Raw genomic sequence first — 18,394 nt, forward strand, 5'->3', positions numbered from 1 at the left:
AGTCTCTGACTAAAAATACTGTTTTCGTTATGTCGAAGATGGTATTAAATAATCGATAAGCCTATGTTTTTTTTATGTAGAGTTAGTTTTGTTTTAGCTGTTTTAATGGCAATGGGTTGTTCGGAGGAACCTAAAAGTACCTTGCCTACTATTCAAGTGCCTGAAAAGACTGATTCAGACCTTGTATTGAATAAGATTGCCAAATCGGTCAAGACCATTCAATTGGAGACCAAAAAGGAGGCATTGTTAGGTCATATATTTCGTGTAAAACAATATGATGATAAACTTTTTATTCCAGATAGAAACAAGGTCTTGGTTTTTGATCTGGAAGGAAAATTCTTGTACCAGATAGGAATACAGGGAGAGGGACCCGGAGAGTATCGAGGGGTTTCATCATTTGCCCTAGACCCGAATACCGGTAATGTTTATATCGCCTCTGATATCCGAATTTTGGTTTATACCTCAGAGGGTGAGCTATTAATGGAAAAGAAGTTCACCAACGGAGTTTTTAATCTAGGTTTTGTAAATGGAAAATTATACAAGTTCATAAGGTCACTGGGGAATAAGGTCAATAATGGTTTTGGCAATTATACCTCACTACTTGAATTCACTCCTGAGTTGGAGCTTTTGGATAGCATACCTGTAAAATCTGTTTTTTTAAAGAAACTTATGGTGTCCAGAAGCCCATATATGCATTATTTGTATAATAATGGATTGGGCACTTACCTTTATTATCCGGTACTTTCTCCGGAAGAAATTTATAGAGATACCCTATATCAGTACAAAGATAATAAGCTGGCTCCATATCTGAAATTGGATTTTGAAAGGCCACAGTCATTGGATGAAGAGGGATTTAAAGTTACCCAGATATTAAATATCATTGATTCCTCTTCTTATCTTTTCTGCGAATATAGTCAGCATTGGAAAAGGAGGTTTTTTGTTTTTAATAAGAGGGATTCTACCAGTTATAACCTTAAAGTAGGGCCTCTGGATGGTCAAGGAGAGCCTGTCGTGCTTAGGCCTCTGGACTTAGAAAAGGACATATTTTACTATGTGAAAACTTCAGAATTCATGGATAAAGAAACCGAAGAATCCAACCCGATAGTTGGTATTGTCGAAATGAAATAATAATTGTTGAAAGGAGCCAAAGGCTCAAGTTTGCTTGGTCCATCAGCACAGCAGAATGGACAACATGACTTGAGGCTCAAGACTCAATACTCATGTCTAAAGACTAATCTAAAGTCTAAAATCTTATGTCTAACATCTAGTGTCTAAAACAAAATTTGAGTCCATTTAGAATTGTCATATCGTTTTTTGTGCTGGCCATCATAGGCTTTGCCTTGGTGCCCAAACTTACCGTTGAGCTAAATCCGCGGGAAAAGGAGCCAGTGCTCAGTATTTCCTATGGTGTAAGGGATGCTTCACCAGATCTGGTGGAAAAGTTGGGGACAGCGCCTTTGGAGGGGCTTTTTAGCCAGCTGTCCGACCTTAAGAAAATCGAATCGGTTTCTCGCTATAATGGCGGTTCGGTGACCTTGCGCTTCGATAAGCATACGGACATGGAATTCAAGAAGTTTGAGGTGACCTCCCTGATCAGGCAGATATATCCATCTCTGGATAAGAAAGTCAGCTTTCCGCTGGTTTTTCAGTCTGCCCAGCGTAATAATGAACCACCTATTCTGCAATACAGCATCAATGCACCCTTTGCGGCCTTTGAAATCAAAAAGGTCACTGAGGATATCTTGAAGTCCGTCCTTAACCGCTTTGATGAGGTGGAGGAAATCCAGGTTTATGGGGCCAGGGATCTGCAGCTTTTTGTGACCTATGATATACAAAAACTGCAGGCTTTTGGTATAAGCAGGGGAATGCTCAATTCAGTGCTGCGCAGTGCTTTTGGAACTAGCTTTCCCGGAATGGCCCTGAACCATCAAGGGGAAGCCCTTTTTATTCAGGTGGACCGCTCCTTGGTCGAAATGGAGCAGTTGGAAATGCTTAGGATTACCAATCGGGATGGAAAGGATATTTACCTCAGGGATATTGCCCAACTGACCTTGGAGGAAGCGGAACCCAACCGCTATTATAGGATCAATGGCAATAACTCCGTGACCATGAGTATTACCAGTAGGGAAGGGGTGAACAAGGTGGTTTTGGCACAAAGGCTAAAGGAGGCCATCGAGGAAGCTTCTGAGCTGTTGCCTTCAGGATATGATGTGCGCTTGGAGCAGGATGATACCGAATACCTGTCCAAGGAACTGAACAAAATCTATAAAAGATCAGGGCTGTCCATCCTGATTTTGGTGGTCTTTATCTTTTTGATCAACCGGAACTGGCGTTATCTGACCGTATTATTTTTGGGCATCCTGGTCAACCTGAGTGCTACGGGTATTATCCTATATACTTTAGGGACCCATCTGCACCTTTATTCCATTGCAGGATTGACCATTTCCTTTGGTTTGATTGTGGACAATGCCATCATCATGATTGACCACCTGCACAAACACAAAAACAGAAAGGTCTTTTTGGCCCTTTTGGCGGCTTCCCTGACCACCATTGCCGCCCTGCTTATGGTGTTTTTATTGCCGGAAGAAGACCAGAAAAACCTGACGGACTTTGCGGTGGTGGTAGCCGTGATGTTGGCAGTGTCGCTACTGGTGGCACTCTTGTTTACCCCAGCCATGTACCAACTGCTGTTTGGGGAAAAAGTAGGCCAGAAAAGAAGCATCACTGTCCCCAAGTTGAGGAGACGGGTAAGGTGGTTTGGAAGGTACAGTAAGCTCATTGGATTTGCCGCTCACTACAGAAAGACCTTTGTCATATTCTTGGTCTTGCTTTTTGGCTTGCCCATATTTTACCTGCCGGCCAAATGGGAAGGGCAGGATTGGTACAATAAGGTCATTGGCAGCACGGTATATCAAGAGGATATCAGGCCCTATGTGGACAAGGCCTTGGGTGGTTCCTTGAGGATGTTTGTCCGCGGGGTATTTGAGAAGTCTGGCTACAGGGAAGCTGCCCAGACAAGGCTATATGTCAATGTGCGCCTGCCCTTTGGGAATACCCTCGATCAAATGGATTTTATCATTCGGGAGTTTGAGGAGTTCCTACAAGGCGTGGAAGGAGTGGACAAGTTTGTGAGCAATGTGTCCTCGGGACAAAATGCTTCCATTACCATCACCTTTAAGGAAGCCTATGAAAATTCAGCCTTGCCTTATCAGCTAAAGGGAAGACTGTCAGTAAAGGCTACAGACTGGAGCGGTGCAAGATGGAGTATCTATGGGGTGGGGCAAGGTTTCAGTGCCGGCCCGGGGGGAGAAGGGATTCCATCATTCACCGTGATGATGAAGGGCTATAACTATGATGAACTGGCAAGGCAGTCGGAAGTACTGGCCGAAAAGCTCATGCAGCACAAAAGGATCCAAGAAGTCAATACCAATGAGCGCCTGTCTTACGGGGAAAGGAGTTCTGAGGAGTTTGTACTTCGATTTGATCAGAAGAAGCTCGCCCTGCAGGGTACCAATCAATATGAGGTGATGACGGCCCTGAGTGATAGGTCCAAACCCACTGGGACAAGTCTTTATTTGAACCTAGAGGATAAGAATTATGGTGTGGTCGTCAGGGAAAAGCATGCAGAAGATTTCTCCCGTTTTGACCTGGAAGAGACCTCCCTGATCAGCTCAGAAGACAAAATGCTTAAAGTGTCCAGTTTAGGAACACTGGTCAAGGAAACTACGACCAACTCCCTGCACAAGGAAGACCGACAATATATCCGGAGGGTAGCCTTTGAGTATATGGGCTCAAGAAAGTTTGGCAGTGAATACCTGGATGAAGTGCTGGAAGAGATGAAGGCAAGTATGCCCATTGGTTATTCTGCTGAGACTTCTGCTTATGGCTGGGGTTATGGGAAAAATAAGCGACAGTATACGCTGTTATTGGTCTTGATTGTGGCCATTTTCTTTATCTGTGGGGTTTTATTTGAAAATCTCAAGCAGCCTTTTTATATCATTGCGGTGATTCCAATAGCCTTTATTGGCTTGTTCTTGATCTTTTCGCTATTTGATTTTTATTTCGACCAAGGGGGCTATGCCGCCTTTGTAATGCTGGGGGGCTTGGCAGTGAATGCGGCCATTTTCATCGTCAATGACCTGAATAATAGAGAAAATGGAAAGTATAACCGAAATGTATTGAAGTCAGTGGCAGGCAAATCTATACCAATATTATTGACAGTTCTCTCCACCTGTTTTGGATTGATTCCATTTATTATGGAAGGGCAAAATGAGATATTCTGGTTTTCACTGGCCATCGGCACCATCGGTGGCTTGGTTTTCAGCATGGTCGGGGTGTTTTTGGCTTTGCCCGTGTTTTTATGGAGAAAAGGGAGTGGGAAGTAGCAAGTACAAAGTATCAAGTATCTAGATAAAATACGCTAGACACCAGACAAAAGAACAAAGACTGAAGTACAAAGTATCAAGTACGATGTACGAAGTAGGTAGTACGAGGTATTAAGTAAAGATTTTACAACAAAGGTCGCTAAGGAAGCTCAAAGGTCGCGAAGGTTGGGTTTACGAGAAACTCAGGGGCCTCTGTGAAGACTTAGTGTTACTCTGTGGTTTTTTATGTCAAGATTAAAGAGCAAAGAATAAAGACTTATAATATAACTTAGCGTATACAAGATAATATTTAATTGAACCTTAAACTTGTATCCAGTAGATAGTTGGGTTATTTTCAGGCCAATATTCTTTTTAATTTTCTTAACCATTTTGATTCATGAGAGTAATCAATGTTTTTATCTTTCTGAGTTTAATAACTTTTGAGGTGCTGGGCCAAAGAATGGATCAGCCCAATTTTATCATTATTATCGCAGATGATGCCGCTTGGGATGATAGCGGGGTATATGGCAATGATATGATCCAAACGCCTAATATCAATAAATTGGGCGAAGAGGGACTGGTTTTTGATAATGCTTTTTTGACTACCAGTTCTTGCAGTCCCAGTAGATGCAGTATTTTGACTGGCAGGTATCCGCATAGTACAGGTGCGCCCGAGTTACATGTGCCTTTGCCCGAGGATCAACTCTTGTTTGCTGGAGAGCTTCAAAAAGTAGGTTATTATACGGTTGCAGCCGGAAAGTATCATATTGGCCCGCCACGAAAGGATTTTGATAAGATTTACGGCCATCAAGTCAGTGGTTGTGAATACTGGGTACAGGCATTGGAAGAGAGACCAAAAGACCAGCCTTTTTTTATGTGGTTGGCCTCTAAAGATCCACATAGATCCTATGAGGAAAATATCATCCCCAATCCACATGATCCAAAGGAGGTGAAAGTACCACCCTATCTACCCGATAATGATTCTGTTAGGAAGGACCTGGCCTTATACTATGATGAGATTGCCCGTTTGGACAGTTATTTGGGAAAGGTGATGGAAGCATTGAAGGAACAGGGTGTAGATGAAAATACCATGGTGATCTATATGACGGATAATGGCAGGCCATTTCCAAGGGACAAAACCAGACTTTATGATAGTGGCATCAAGACCCCCTTTATAGTTAGGTGGCCCAATCAAGTTAAGTCAGGAAGAACAGCAGCGATGATTAGTTCGATAGATATAGCTCCTACCTTATGTGAATTGGCAGGAGCTGCTTTGCCTAAAGCTTTTCAGGGGATTTCCTTCGCTTCAGTTTTGGAAGAAGCTGATCTTAAAGGGCGCGATTATATCGTTGGCGAACATAATTGGCATGATTACCAAGCTTATGAGCGTGCATTGAGGACGGATAAGTTCTTATATATCAGAAATGAATTTCCTTTTCTGAATGCTTCCCCTCCTGCAGATGCGGTGTCTAGCATAAGTTATCAGGAAATGATTCGCTTGCATAATGAGGCAAAATTGGAGGAAGTCCAGATGGATTGCTTTGTTCTTCCCCGACCAGAAGAGGAATTATACGATGTGCTTTCCGATCCCTTTCAGCTTAATAACTTGGCCATGGATGATACTTATGCTAAGGTGCTAGCTGAGATGCGTTCCAAGTTGAATACATGGAAAAAGGAATTTGAAGATGAACTCCCTAAGGATTATACGCCTGATGGATTTAACCGCTGGACAGGAAAACGAATTAGATGATATATATATCCTTAATTCTACCAGTAAAGATTAAAAGCGAATCAAAAGGATCCCTTTGATTAAAGTAGCAACTGCTTTAGTCTTCCGAGCTCTTGAGCAAAGGATTAATGCTTACAGGTATCATAGCAAATTACCAGATTAAATTATTTTTGCTTTTACTTATTTCAAATGATATCTTACCAAAACACTTCCAGAGTCCCTATTGACTTGTTTGGCTATTTTGGTAAAGGCATTGTCCACCTGAGATAGGTTGTCCTGATGCTTTTCATAATGTTCCATCAACGATTCAGGGGAAAAGATATTGAAGATAATATTATCTTGAAGGAACCTAGGGTTGAGGTAAGGTAGCCCATTATCAATATCATTGATGAATCTGCTTGCAGAGATGGATTTACCTGTTTTTCTGTTAAAAATCAAGGTGCCATTCGCATTTTCCACATAAGTGGTCATTAGATAATCCTCACTGGCATATAGCCTGGCATAATGATAAATATATCTTTCCCTGGTATTGGGATTATTCAACAGCTCAACCATGTCATTTTCTTGCAAAAGTTTCATAGGGATCAATTTGTTCCTGAATTCCAAATGATATTTTTGAATTACTTGATTGTCCTTGATCCAATAGATAGAATCGGTAAATGATTTAGTGAAGAAGTAATCATTGTTTACTCTTTTTAAGACATTAGGCTCGCTTATAAAAGGTATTTGCCCCTCATAGGGATTGGGTAAAATGGGGGTAAGGTCGTTTGTTTTGCAGTTCCATTGGTAGAGCAAATGATTGTCCAATGCCTTTTCGTTATTTGCAAGGCTACTTTTGATCCCTGGGCGGATATGAATGATATAATCATCGTTTTGAAGGTGTTCCAGTTTGGAAATGAGAAAAGGGATTTTGAATTCTTCTATGAAATCCCCCTCAAAATCATAGCGGATTAGCTTTGTTCCTGAGAGAAGATCCAAGGTCTTTGTCGAATGGTTGATGCAGGCATCCCTGATGTATTGGTATTCTCCTGGCCCTCCTCCATAATTTTCTATGGTTCCGGATAATCTGAAATCCTTGTCCAGGATGGCGATTTTATAGGTATGCCCAAAATCCCCAAAGAAATAACTTTCCCCATTAAAAAGGACTTTGTCTACAAAGTGGAAATTGAAATTGTCAGGCAGTGGAATGTATTCAATCTCACTAATGATTTTGCTCATTTGAATTTCCCTGGAATCAGATAAGGAGATGGTGGCTATGTTTTTCTTAGAAGCAGTAGGCTTTTCACAGGAGAGGCAAATAAATAGGGACGAAATGAAAAAAGTTGATTTCATGGTTTTATTTGTTTTCGTTTAATAAATACTCCAGTTGTTGTTGGAAGTGCTTGGTGACACCTATTTGAGCAAGTCCTTGTACTTGATGTTTTTTAACCAAAAAAGGTAAAAGGTTTTTGTTGTCGAGCGATACCGTGTCCAGCTTATTTTGCTGGAAAAAGGAACCGGAAGGATCATAAAGGACCGGAAAAGGAAAGTGGTAATTATTGAGCTCTCTCTCGATTTTTTCTTTGTCTTGACCGCTTAGATAGAAAATAAAGGCTATTTCTGAGTATTTTTCCTTTGTTTCAGCCCATTCAAAAACTTCTGAAAGTGCATGTAAGTTTAGCTTGTCTGTGTTTAAATAAACCACGACCTGATTTTCATAATCAAAGTAAATGTCTGTTGAATTATCTATTGAAGGAATGATTTCAAGATTCTGAGGTAGGTCAAGGGGATTTTGTTTATGATTACAAGAGCTTATGGTAAGGATTATTATACAAAGTGAAAATATAAGATACTGTTTCATGCATCAAGGAGTTAAAGTGGTAGAGATGATAACAGGAAAGTTGAAGTCACTCTCAGGCAGAGAAAAGTTAATAGGCTGTCCTATTTGGGCTAAATAGTCTTTTAGCGAATCATGATAAGTGAGAAAGAGAAAGTGCCCCTCCTGATCTATTCCTATTGGGTAATAGAAAACAGGTGATTCCTCTTCATTTATTTTAATACTGTATTTGGTGTTTTTATCATCATCCAAGAATAAAAGTTGCTTATAGACTCCAAAAGGCCCCTGGAGCATGCATTCGATCAAGGTGTTTTGGTCGCCTTGGAAAATGGCTGTGATGTTGCCAAAACCCTTTTCATTCAGCATGGAAAAGCCTTCCATAAAATCCATATCCCAATAGGATGATGGAATAGCATAAGGGCCGAAGTCTATTGTATATATCGGCTTTAGGGAATCCCCTGCGTATTGATAGGCTTGATGGTCAAATGATTCAATAAAATTGACTTTATTACCAGAGAGAAAGAAGTTCCGCTCTGTCATGGGAAGTAGTTGTCCTGAATATTCATTTGGAAGATAAGTATCTACTATTTCACCCGTTGCTGATACTTTGACCACCCTATTTTTAATTATAGGTAGATTATATCCGCCACAGAGTAAGTACTCATCATTTGGAAGTTTGGTGAAAGATGTAGCAACATATTCTGATTTGAATTTGATTTCAGGGCTTCCTGATTTGCTGATTTGATAAATGGTGGCCATGTCTCCCACTGTTGATAGTAGCTCCAATTTTCCATCAGTGCCTATGAGGAAATCATCTAAGGACGGAATATTTTCAGGACCTCCGCCTTCTTCAATGTCCATTTTGATATAATTGCCAGCCTGGTCGAAAACATGGAGGCTTTTACGCTTACTTTCCTCATCCATGATATATAAATGGGATTCGGATTTTCTGATTCTTAATCTATTTCCCATCAAGTTCTCCGAATTGGTTTCCAAAGGAATGGCATTGATGATTTCAAGACTAGTCGTCTGAAGTTTTTTGGTGTTTTCCAGTGAGATTATGTTTCCAGCGTTCTGCTCAGAGGATGGCGAACTGCAGGAAAGAGAAAGACAAATAACTGTTAAAAATAAGTAGACGCTTTTCATATTAGTTGTTATCTGATTCGGTAATTTTGTAAATGCCATATTGGATAAAATCCTCTTCCTCATCTAGGTTGATCAATCGGATCAAGAGACGGTTTCCCGGTAAGGCCATGGCTATTTTTCCATAAGGAATGGATAGGTCTTTGCTCAGCTGCTTATGTTCGTCCAGTAGGATGATTTTGTGATAGTTCGGATCCTTGAAGTGGTGGTAGTTCGGATCCTCCGCTTTGTTTTTTTCGTAAACCCCAAGGGAAATATCCTTTACATATTCCAGTGCCATCAATTCACCATCTAATTTGAACAGATTACGATTGAAGGCTGACAGGGTGATTCTTCCCTTGGAGGGCATATTGTCAAGGGAGATAGATTGGCTCTCTAGGACTTTAAACTCATCGTGGTTGATTTTTACCCTTGATATTACTTCGCCCGTATTGATATCTAAAACAGTGATTTCATTGTCCAAAGAAGTGGTCAAATACAGCTTAGGATTGTTTTTTCCTTGCAAAGTGTATATGGGAGAGTAAACATCATTAATGGATGGGTCAAGGGACTTATATAGAGCCCTTTCTGCTACAGGTGCAATTTCATAGGAGTTACTTTCCTGTTCATTGGAGATCTCGATAAGGTTGGTGCTTCTAAAATCTCTTTTCCCCATATTTTTGCTTACTCCTGAAGGATTGGAAATAAAATAAAGGGAGGAAGGGTCATTGTTTTTGTAGAAATGGGCAAAAGGTCTCAAGCTGCCATAGAGGTGTATTTTTACACTGGATTTATAGGGTTGTCGTTTTTGCAAAACTAACTTTTGATCATAAAGCAATAGCTCTGTAGCCGTTAATGCCCATATATCCCCGTTTTCTGAAAAACCAAGGCAATTTAAGGACGTGGTGTATTTGTCAGGGGCATCGCCTTGCATGTTTTTGCTAATGAGAATTTCTCCTTTATCATTCAGGATAGCGATTTCAGTTCCTTCGCTGCGTTTATAGATATAACCAAGATAAAGGCCTTCTTTTGGGGAGTGGTCTATGACCTCCACCGGCCAAAGTGAATTGATTTGGAACTCATCCACTTTTTCTAGAGAATATTGCGCGAGAGTATTCTTTGTGAAAAATATACCTAATAATATAAGAAAAGAAATAAGCTGAGATTTCGATAAAAACTTGAGATTATACATAGAATTGGTGTTTTAGTAAATAGCTTTGATTAGGAAATGCGTTAAAAGAATAATGGTCAATCGCCATACTTCAACCCCACTTTATAAATCGTGAAATAATCTTTTTCCACATCTGGATCAGGTTTTTCTTGCATCCAAATTTGACCATCTCGCATAAGCATGCTGTTTGCCCTCAGGCCATTTGGAATAAAATCATTTAGCCTATTGCCTAATGAATCAAAGATGGCAATATGCTGGGAATATTTTTTAGCCATCCTTTCCCTGAATAGTTTTGCTTCTTCCGGAGTTTTATTGCTTTCACTTATTTCCCGGTCCTGGGCATCATAACCGGGAAAATAGGCCACTAAAAATAGATCATTAATTTTTTTTATGTTGGAGATTTTTCCTGTTGTTAAAAAAAGTCCCATAAAATTCGAGGCGGATTTTAGGTCTCCTCCTTTGAAGTAACGGTAATTGGGCAATTCAATTGGAATGGAGGAAATCAAGGCATAAGGAGGCTGGGAGGCGTATTCATAAATCACAGGTTCTATACCAAAAACGATATAAATTCTATCGTCTGTGGAAGTATAGGCAGGAGCCCAGGAATACCTGAAAAAGTGCTCTCCGTTTTTAAAGAGGCTTTCCTCTGGAAATGTGATAAAGGGCTCTTTTTCCCCCGTCTCTGGGTTCAGCCAATTCATCAGGGTCATTTCTTGGTAGCTTTCCAAACTAGAATAGTCCACTTTTCTGGAACCTTGATTGTAATAGATATATCGGTTTCCCAATTGTTCCATTCCAAAGCCCATGGTTTTATTGGAGAAACTATAATACTCAAAATCTTTATGCTTTACCTTGGATAGCAAATTTTCATCAAAATCATATCTCAAAAATCCATTATATCCATAAGCTATAAAAGAACTGTCGGAGTCAATCCTCAAGGGAGACATTAATCCTCCATAGCCGTCAGGAATATCTCCCAGTTTTGAAAAGGATGCATGGATGTGTCCTACAAAATCAGCTACCTGAATATCTTCCGAATTGGGGCTGTCATTTGTGAATAAGATAGTTTCAGTCTTGGGGTCAATATCGTGGATGACAGGAACACCAAGAAGGTCAATTTGGACACTGTCGAGTTTTTCGAGCTTTATGGTGCTCGCTTTTTTTGTCCCGCCAAGTTGGCTAGATTCTTTCTCTTGGGTTTCGCAGGAGATGAAAGCAGGAAAGACTAAAAGAAAGATGTAAAAATGCTTTTGCATGGTCCTTGGGTTTATTGGTTAAAAATTAGTTTTAAATTTTCATAAAGGAGGCTATCATTAAAAGGAGTGCCTGAATTGTTTTTATGTTCTGAAAACCTCAGTATTGGGGAATTAGAAGTTTTATGCCAAATTTATTAAAGTTCAAAAACAGCCACATTGGGATCTTCATCTTTAGTGATAGCATAAATTTTCATCTCTTTTTCATCCATTGAAAAGCTTAGTATGGGATAATCTAAGAGATAATTATTTAGGAAATTTCCCTCATAATCAAATTGAAATATTTTTGAATGAGGTTCGGGAGCAGATTCTTTGGAATTTGTTTCACCTTTATACAAGACGAAAAAACTGTCTTCGGCTAAGTATAACTGACTATAATGCATGGTGGAAGGTTGATGGAAGACTGGATAGGTTTCTGCTGTCCATTTTCGAAGTTCAAATGAGGGGTCTTCGCCTACAGGCCCTTCTATATATATACTCTTTCCTGTTTCGAGGTCAAAGATTTCCACAAAGTCTTTGAGTATACCAGAAATCCCCACATATTTCTTGTCCAAAGAGCTGCTGAGTTTTCCTTGACAGATATGGGAAACGGTGAAGGGATTGAGTCCCTTTTTATCGACCATGTTTTTCCAAGAGCCCAGTTTACTTAAGGTGTCTCCTTCAAAATTTATTTCTGCCAGTTTATCCCAAATGTTTGCTGTTTTAACGATAAATGAGCTTGGTGAAGTAAGAGTGACTTCAGTGACTAAATTTAGGTTGGTAGGGGTTTTTATTTGAGTGGTAGCCAGTTTGCTGCTATCATCATCATTTATTTTGAATTTATTGATTGTTCTGCGGTTGGAATCATAGTTCCAGAATTCTCCAGTTTTGAAACCAGCTTCCAAGCTAGATGATGTCATTGTTTCTCCTGGACCAAGTCCCTTTTTTCCCATTGTTTTAAGAAAGGTCCTTTTTTCAAGGTCATACAAATAGAAAACGTCAGATTCTTGTTGGCTATTTTCAGCGATAATAAGATGATTGTCCAAGTATAAGATATGTCTTGGATTTAAGAATTCTTGGAAGGATAGCTTTAAGCCTGTTAGTTTTTTCGGTGCAGGGATATCTTTTGCTGTAAAATTTATTTTTTTTCTTTGGTTGTAAGTGGAGGTTTCCTGTTTTTGGCTACAGTTTATTGTTAATAGGAAAAAGGAAATGATTATAAAGTATCGCATATTTAAAAGTGATGTTGATATAATAATAGTAAAAACTACAAAAATAGTTTTAAAACTAAAATTTATTTAATGTATTTTTGGTACTACTTATGTTGGGGATGTGGACTGGATAGTCATTGAGGATAAAAGGACATTAAAAAGGAAATCAAATCATGGTAAAGAATTCATTACTAATAGCTATTGGTGCGGCTGTATTATTAGTTGGCTGTGGGAAAAAGGAAAGGCAAATACAGCAAGGGCCGACAGCGGAGCTAGAACTGGAAGTAGTGGATTCTTTGGTGGTGGATGAGCTGGAGCCTTTGCTTATGGATGACCATATGGCTGATCTGGGGTATTATATGCTGAGAAACTATAAAAGCCGCCAGCCTCTTTTAGTAGATGAAAATGGTACCGTGATTCAAGAATATGATATTCTTAATGATAGTCCAAATGGTATTGGTAGCCATGGAGTGGGATATAGGCTTTTAAACGATACTTCTTGGCTAGCCCAAAATCTGATGACTGGATATTTTCTATTTGACTATCAGGGAAACAAGATGAAGGACTTGCCCGCTGTGACGGAAGGAATGTATACCATTACGATTAATTCAATAAGGACCACATTCCATCCTTATATTAATAACGGTGAACTCTATGTTCTTGGGGAGGAAAGAAATGCCTATAACCATAAGGAGATCAATGCCGAAAAATTGGGGGCAGAATTCTATAGCCAAGCAAAGATTATTTTTCATCGTAATATAACAACGGGAGAAAACAAACTTTTGACGACCTATCCTGAAGGTTGGGAGCCAAGGAAATCAAATCGTTATGTGGGCGAGGCATTTCCGTTAGTGACTATCAACAGGAAAAACAAGGAAATGGCCATCTTGCCTTCGGTGGGAAATCAGCTTTTTGTCTATGATTTTACTGGGGAAGAGCCGGTTTTAAAGGATAGTGTTAAGTTGAGCCATCGATTTAGACCTGAAATGGCACCTGATGCTGATTTGGATGCGGAGCGGTGGTTGGATGATTATCCTATGTTTACAGATCTGAGGGTGTTGGGAGATGGTTATTTGGTAGGATTTTATACCAGGGTTCCAAAGGAGATTTTGAAGGAATTACGTGCCAAAAGCGAGCAATATTATCAGCTGCCTGAATTTCAGGAGGCTTCCAAACAATATGCCAAGCCATATTATATAGTGGTTAAAGATGGGAAACAAGTAGGGGTAATCAATGAGCTGCCAGTTCATGGTGGCATCAACTTTTCGGACGAAGAAGGATTTATCTATGTTAATGACAATCTTGATCCGGAAGTGGAGCGGGATTATAATGTTTTCTATAGACTAAAGGTAAAATAAGTAGCTTGTATTTGATGTCAAGACCTAAGACATTAGACTTACAAAAAAATATGGCTTTCACTGAATCAGATCTTTATATTATCAGAAGATTTTTCTAATAACCAGGGTATTCAAAAGGGGATAGCTGATAGGGTTATTATTGAGGTTTGGATGTATTGAGATAGAGATGAGTAGACTCTATACTTGTGTGATGTGGCTAGGTTAGTGTTAAGGCTATTTGTTTTGTATGTTGTGTTTTATGTTGTTTTATTGGTTTGTTTCAAGTCATGTTTTTTTATTATTTATGTGTTTTTGTGATTCTTAGGTTAAAAAATTAATTGTTTTTGAAAGTTTTTTCATTTTCTGATATTTATAAAAAATGTAATTTATTTGGTGATTTTTGAACTAGGCTACTGTTTGAATTGTCTGCAAACGGTTTCGACTTGTCAATATTGAATAATTATCCAGAAATCACGAATATTGCCAAATTGTTAATAGAAATTATTTTTTGTTGCTGTATTTGCAATTTTGAATCCTGTTTTTTACGTTTGAATTACAATCACGTGATTAAGTAATTAATAGTACCTGCCCAAAATAATTAGCCTCAGAAAAATCCGACACCAAAATGATTGTCGGGAGGTTTGACAAGTGTTAGTTATAACCCTTAAAATTTTGAAACCATGAGATTAATTATTGCATCATTAGTAGCATTGTGCATTTCAGGAAGTGCATTTGCTTATTCAGCAGGTCAAAAAGACCTAGAGAAAGAAAAAGACAAAAAATCAACGGTGGTCCTTGAAAAAACCGGGGACAAAAAGGTTCAGTTAAAGTTTTTGTCGGAACCGAATGGGAAAATAATGGTGAGAATCAAAGATGAGAGAAATGCTTTGGTTTATAAAGAAATCATTAAAACCGATAAAGAATTTAAAAAGAGTTATGATCTTTCGGCTTTAGCGGAGGGAGATTATGAGTTTGAAGTGTTTACCAGAGAAGATGGTACCATAGATAACTTCGAAGTGTCACTAGGTAAAGAAAAAGTAGCTGGTTCTAACTACTTCACCAAAGTTAAAGTCATAGACGATGAAAATGTGGCTTTATTGGTGAAGACAAAGGGAGAAAATAAAAAGACCATACGCATCCTTGATAAAGGGCATGTGGTATTCGAAGATTCTTTTGAAGGCGAAAACTATGGGAAATTATTTAAGCTTAAGAAAGTGGAATCGTTGAATGACCTTGTATTTGAAGTGAGAGGTGACGATGGTAATGGTAAATACCTTTCTGCTCTTTAGTAGAATTAAACCAATAAAATAAGGCTGCCCATTGGGTGGCCTTTTTTTGTGGTTTGCTTTTATAACCATTAAGGAGTTAAGGTTCAATAAGGGTTTGCGTTGGTTGTTTTGGGTAGAAGAGTACTTCATTTTCTTCATTACATCATGTCTTCATGATTTTTATAACCATTAAGGAGTTAAGGTTCATTAAGGGTTTTAGTTGGTTGTTTTGGGTAGAAGAGTACTTCATTTTCTTCATTCCTTCATGTCTTCATGATTTTTTTAAACCATTAAGGAGTTAGGGTTCATTAAGGGTTTGCTTTGGTTGTTTTGGGTAGGAGAGTACTTCATTTTCTTCATTCCTTCATGTCTTCATGATTTTTATAACCATTAAGGAGTTAGGGTTCATTAAGGGTTTGCGTTGGTTGTTTTGGGTAGGAGAGTACTTCATTTTCTTCATTCCTTCATGTCTTCATGATTTTTATAACCATTAAGGAGTTAAGGTTCATTAAGGGTTTTAGTTGGTTGTTTTGGGTAGGAGAGTACTTCACTTTCTTCATTACATCATGTCTTCATGATTTTTATAACCATTAAGGAGTTAAGGTTCATTAAGGGTTTGCGTTGGTTGTTTTGGGTAGGAGAGTACTTCATTTTCTTCATTCCTTCATGTCTTCATGATTTTTTATAACCATTAAGGAGTTAGGGTTCATTAAGGGTTTGCGTTGGTTGTTTTGGGAAGAAGAGTACTTCACATTCTTCATTCCTTCATGTCTTCATGATTTTTTATAACCATTAAGGAGTTAAGGTTCATTAAGGGTTTGCGTTGGTTGTTTTGGGTAGGAGAGTACTTCATTTTCTTCATTACATCATGTCTTCATGATTTTTATAACCATTAAGGAGTTAAGGTTCATTAAGGGTTTGCGTTGGTTGTTTTGGGAAGAAGAGTACTTCATTTTCTTCATTACATCATGTCTTTATGTTTTTTGTTTTTAATCATTAAGGGATTAAGAGTTGGGTTTGGATTTGGGGTGTGAAGAAAGTCGCATGCTATTATTTCTTTATGTCTTCATGGTTTAGTTCATGTCCCATTGATAGTGATCTGGACAGGTGTTAAGGCGTTTAGGGGAATTGAGATTAGACTTGGATTTATAGTAGGCCAATTGGTTTTGTAGTAAGAGGAAATTACCGCAACCGTTTTCGGTGTTTATCCAATTAATATTGTGATAATATTAATTATGATATTTTATAAATAAATATAATTCTGTATTTTTTGTTAAAAATAGATGAAAATTTTGATTGATTCGATTTTTCTATTCTCCATCTTGTTTTTTTAATGAATGTTGTATAATTAATTTTTCGGCTTAATTATTATTAAATCGTTAAAACTGTATTGTTTTGATTGAATATTTTGCAATAATATTATTGATTTGTACCTTTGTAATGTGATCAGCGATCATAACAATCCTACCCAGAATAGTTAGCCTCTAGTATTAGCTCAGTCCCAAGGTGGCTGAGTTAGAAAATTTAAGAAAAAATAAAGCATCAAATAAAATTTCTAAAATCATGAGATTAATTATTGCATCCCTTTTAGCGTTATGTGTTTCAGTAAGTACATTTGCTAAATCCGACTTAGACGACAAAGTTGTCAAAATCGAAAAAATTGCTGACAAAAAAGTAGAGGTAAAATTCCTTGCTGTACCAAACAGTAAAGTTTTGGTTAGAATCAAAGATGAAAACAGTTCCATAGTTTATAAGGACATCATCTCAAGCAACAAATTCTTTGCTAAAAAGTATGATTTGACTGCTCTGGCTGATGGTGATTATAAAATTGAAGTATTTACTCCTGAGCAAGGAACGCTACAAAACAAGGATGTGTTTGTGGGCGTTGAAGAGGCAAAAGTTGATTATTTTACCAAAGTAAAAGTATTGGGAGACGATAATGTTGCTGTTTTGGTGAAATCAAATGATGAAGCAAAAAAGACTGTAAGGATTTTTGATAACGGAAACATGATCTTTGAATCTACCTATGATGGTAACAAATTCGGAAAGGTCTTTAAGTTTGAAAAAGTAACTTCTGTTGACAACTTGGTATTTGAAGTAAGCAATGAAAATGGACAGGGGAAATATTTCTCTGCCCTATAAACAAGAAGATTCAATTAAGAAAGGCGCTTTGAAAACTCAAAGCGCCTTTTTTTATGCATTTTGTTGCCAAGTTTTTATCACCTTGGTTTAATTTTTAGAGATATAAAGGGCTTTTTCTAGGTTGCCCATCATGGTTAGGTAAATATTCCTGTTTCCGTCTAGGTTATTAGGCTCAATTTCTATCGTGCCATTGCTGTTTCCGTCTGTGGCTAGGCTGAGATCTATATTGTCAAATAATCTATTGAGGTCGAAGTTAAGGTAAATGTCTTGATTGCCCTCCAGTTCCAAGCTTCCACCATCTGCGGCAGCCATAAGTATTTCTTCTGTGTCCGTGTAGATGTTCAATAGCTGGCCATTTACATTTCCCTGGATATTCAAGCTTTTTTCAAACATGGCATCACTCTCAATCAATGTGTCGTCTTGCTGGAATTGGAAAGAGATGCCAGTATAGCTCCCCGCATCTAAAGTTATACTGCCAAGTGTTTCGCTTTGTGGCAGTGCGCTTTGTATGAGATTGAGACTGAAATTCATTCCTTGTTCTAGAGGTAACTGCATATTGCCTGAACTGCTAGAGTTGCCGGTAATAGAAATATTGCCAAAGACAAAATCTGCACTGGTAATGCTTGCCCCAGAGATAAGCCCATTATTTTCTTCTGTGTCGCTTTCTGTCACTGCCCTTGCTTTTACTGTGATATTGGCTTTGGGGGGTTCTTCGGCATCTTCATTATTACAAGAGGTTAGAAATCCCAAGCATCCCAGAGCTAAAAGGCTCATGATTAAAGTATTCTTTTTCATAATATATAGTTGGTTTAGTTCTATTCGGTTTAGCCAATGTCTATGCCATAAATACTGTTTTAGTTATTGGTTCGGGGATTTAGGTTTTAATGACTAGCGATAGTTGAAAATACTTTTGGAAAAATCTTGCTTGGTGGAGCAGATTGTTAGGTCTCAATGGCCAGTGTTTTGGAGAGTAAATGCGGTAAATGTTTTTGGAAATTGTGA

The 18,394-nt window shown here is 38.4% G+C and carries 13 protein-coding genes; 6 read left to right on the plus strand and 7 right to left on the minus strand.

The window, feature by feature from the left end; genetic code table 11:
• Positions 1–63: 63 nt before the first annotated feature.
• The 3 genes from H7U17_RS07525 (at position 64) to H7U17_RS07535 (ending at position 6,114) form a co-directional block, all read left to right on the plus strand.
• Positions 64–1,128: a 6-bladed beta-propeller gene (locus H7U17_RS07525; RefSeq protein WP_186756045.1), complete on the plus strand. Its 1,065-nt coding sequence runs from the start codon at positions 64–66 to the stop codon at positions 1,126–1,128.
• A gap of 155 nt (positions 1,129–1,283) precedes the next feature.
• Positions 1,284–4,385: an efflux RND transporter permease subunit gene (locus H7U17_RS07530; protein ID WP_186756046.1), complete on the plus strand. Its 3,102-nt coding sequence runs from the start codon at positions 1,284–1,286 to the stop codon at positions 4,383–4,385.
• A gap of 376 nt (positions 4,386–4,761) precedes the next feature.
• Positions 4,762–6,114: a sulfatase family protein gene (locus H7U17_RS07535; protein ID WP_186756047.1), complete on the plus strand. Its 1,353-nt coding sequence runs from the start codon at positions 4,762–4,764 to the stop codon at positions 6,112–6,114.
• Positions 6,115–6,273: 159 nt separating this feature from the next.
• On the opposite strand, the gene H7U17_RS07540 is transcribed toward H7U17_RS07535, so the two are convergent.
• The 6 genes from H7U17_RS07540 to H7U17_RS07565 form a co-directional block, all read right to left on the minus strand.
• Positions 6,274–7,425, minus strand: coding sequence for a 6-bladed beta-propeller (locus tag H7U17_RS07540; protein ID WP_186756048.1), 1,152 nt, complete (start codon positions 7,423–7,425; stop codon positions 6,274–6,276).
• 4 nt (positions 7,426–7,429) lie between these two features.
• Entirely contained in the window at positions 7,430–7,933 is a 504-nt protein-coding gene (locus H7U17_RS07545) for a hypothetical protein (RefSeq protein WP_186756049.1), read from the minus strand.
• Between the two features lie 3 nt (positions 7,934–7,936).
• Positions 7,937–9,055, minus strand: a complete 1,119-nt coding sequence (locus tag H7U17_RS07550; RefSeq protein WP_186756050.1) for a 6-bladed beta-propeller — start codon at positions 9,053–9,055, stop codon at positions 7,937–7,939.
• Position 9,056: 1 nt separating this feature from the next.
• Complete coding sequence (locus H7U17_RS07555) at positions 9,057–10,118, minus strand: hypothetical protein (RefSeq protein ID WP_186756051.1); 1,062 nt, start codon at positions 10,116–10,118, stop codon at positions 9,057–9,059.
• Positions 10,119–10,279: 161 nt separating this feature from the next.
• Positions 10,280–11,458: a hypothetical protein gene (locus tag H7U17_RS07560; RefSeq protein ID WP_222439159.1), complete on the minus strand. Its 1,179-nt coding sequence runs from the start codon at positions 11,456–11,458 to the stop codon at positions 10,280–10,282.
• A 134-nt stretch (positions 11,459–11,592) separates the two neighbouring features.
• Positions 11,593–12,666: a BF3164 family lipoprotein gene (locus tag H7U17_RS07565; protein ID WP_186756052.1), complete on the minus strand. Its 1,074-nt coding sequence runs from the start codon at positions 12,664–12,666 to the stop codon at positions 11,593–11,595.
• A 152-nt stretch (positions 12,667–12,818) separates the two neighbouring features.
• Here H7U17_RS07565 and H7U17_RS07570 point away from each other — a divergent pair, with 152 nt between their 5' ends.
• From H7U17_RS07570 to H7U17_RS07580, 3 genes are all read left to right on the plus strand, one after another.
• Positions 12,819–14,003: a hypothetical protein gene (locus tag H7U17_RS07570; RefSeq protein ID WP_186756053.1), complete on the plus strand. Its 1,185-nt coding sequence runs from the start codon at positions 12,819–12,821 to the stop codon at positions 14,001–14,003.
• Positions 14,004–14,662: 659 nt separating this feature from the next.
• The gene (locus tag H7U17_RS07575; protein ID WP_186756054.1) at positions 14,663–15,271 is read left to right on the plus strand and encodes a hypothetical protein; all 609 of its coding nucleotides are present in this window, start codon (positions 14,663–14,665) and stop codon (positions 15,269–15,271) included.
• 1,542 nt (positions 15,272–16,813) lie between these two features.
• A complete protein-coding gene (locus H7U17_RS07580; RefSeq protein WP_186756055.1) occupies positions 16,814–17,392 on the plus strand; it encodes a hypothetical protein in 579 nt (192 codons plus the stop codon).
• A gap of 87 nt (positions 17,393–17,479) precedes the next feature.
• Here the strand turns inward: H7U17_RS07580 and H7U17_RS07585 are convergent, their stop codons facing one another.
• Positions 17,480–18,187, minus strand: a complete 708-nt coding sequence (locus H7U17_RS07585) for a hypothetical protein (protein ID WP_186756056.1) — start codon at positions 18,185–18,187, stop codon at positions 17,480–17,482.
• Positions 18,188–18,394 lie beyond the last annotated feature (207 nt).

Source organism: Echinicola salinicaeni, from assembly GCF_014280965.1.
In the GTDB taxonomy this organism is placed as follows: domain Bacteria; phylum Bacteroidota; class Bacteroidia; order Cytophagales; family Cyclobacteriaceae; genus Echinicola; species Echinicola salinicaeni.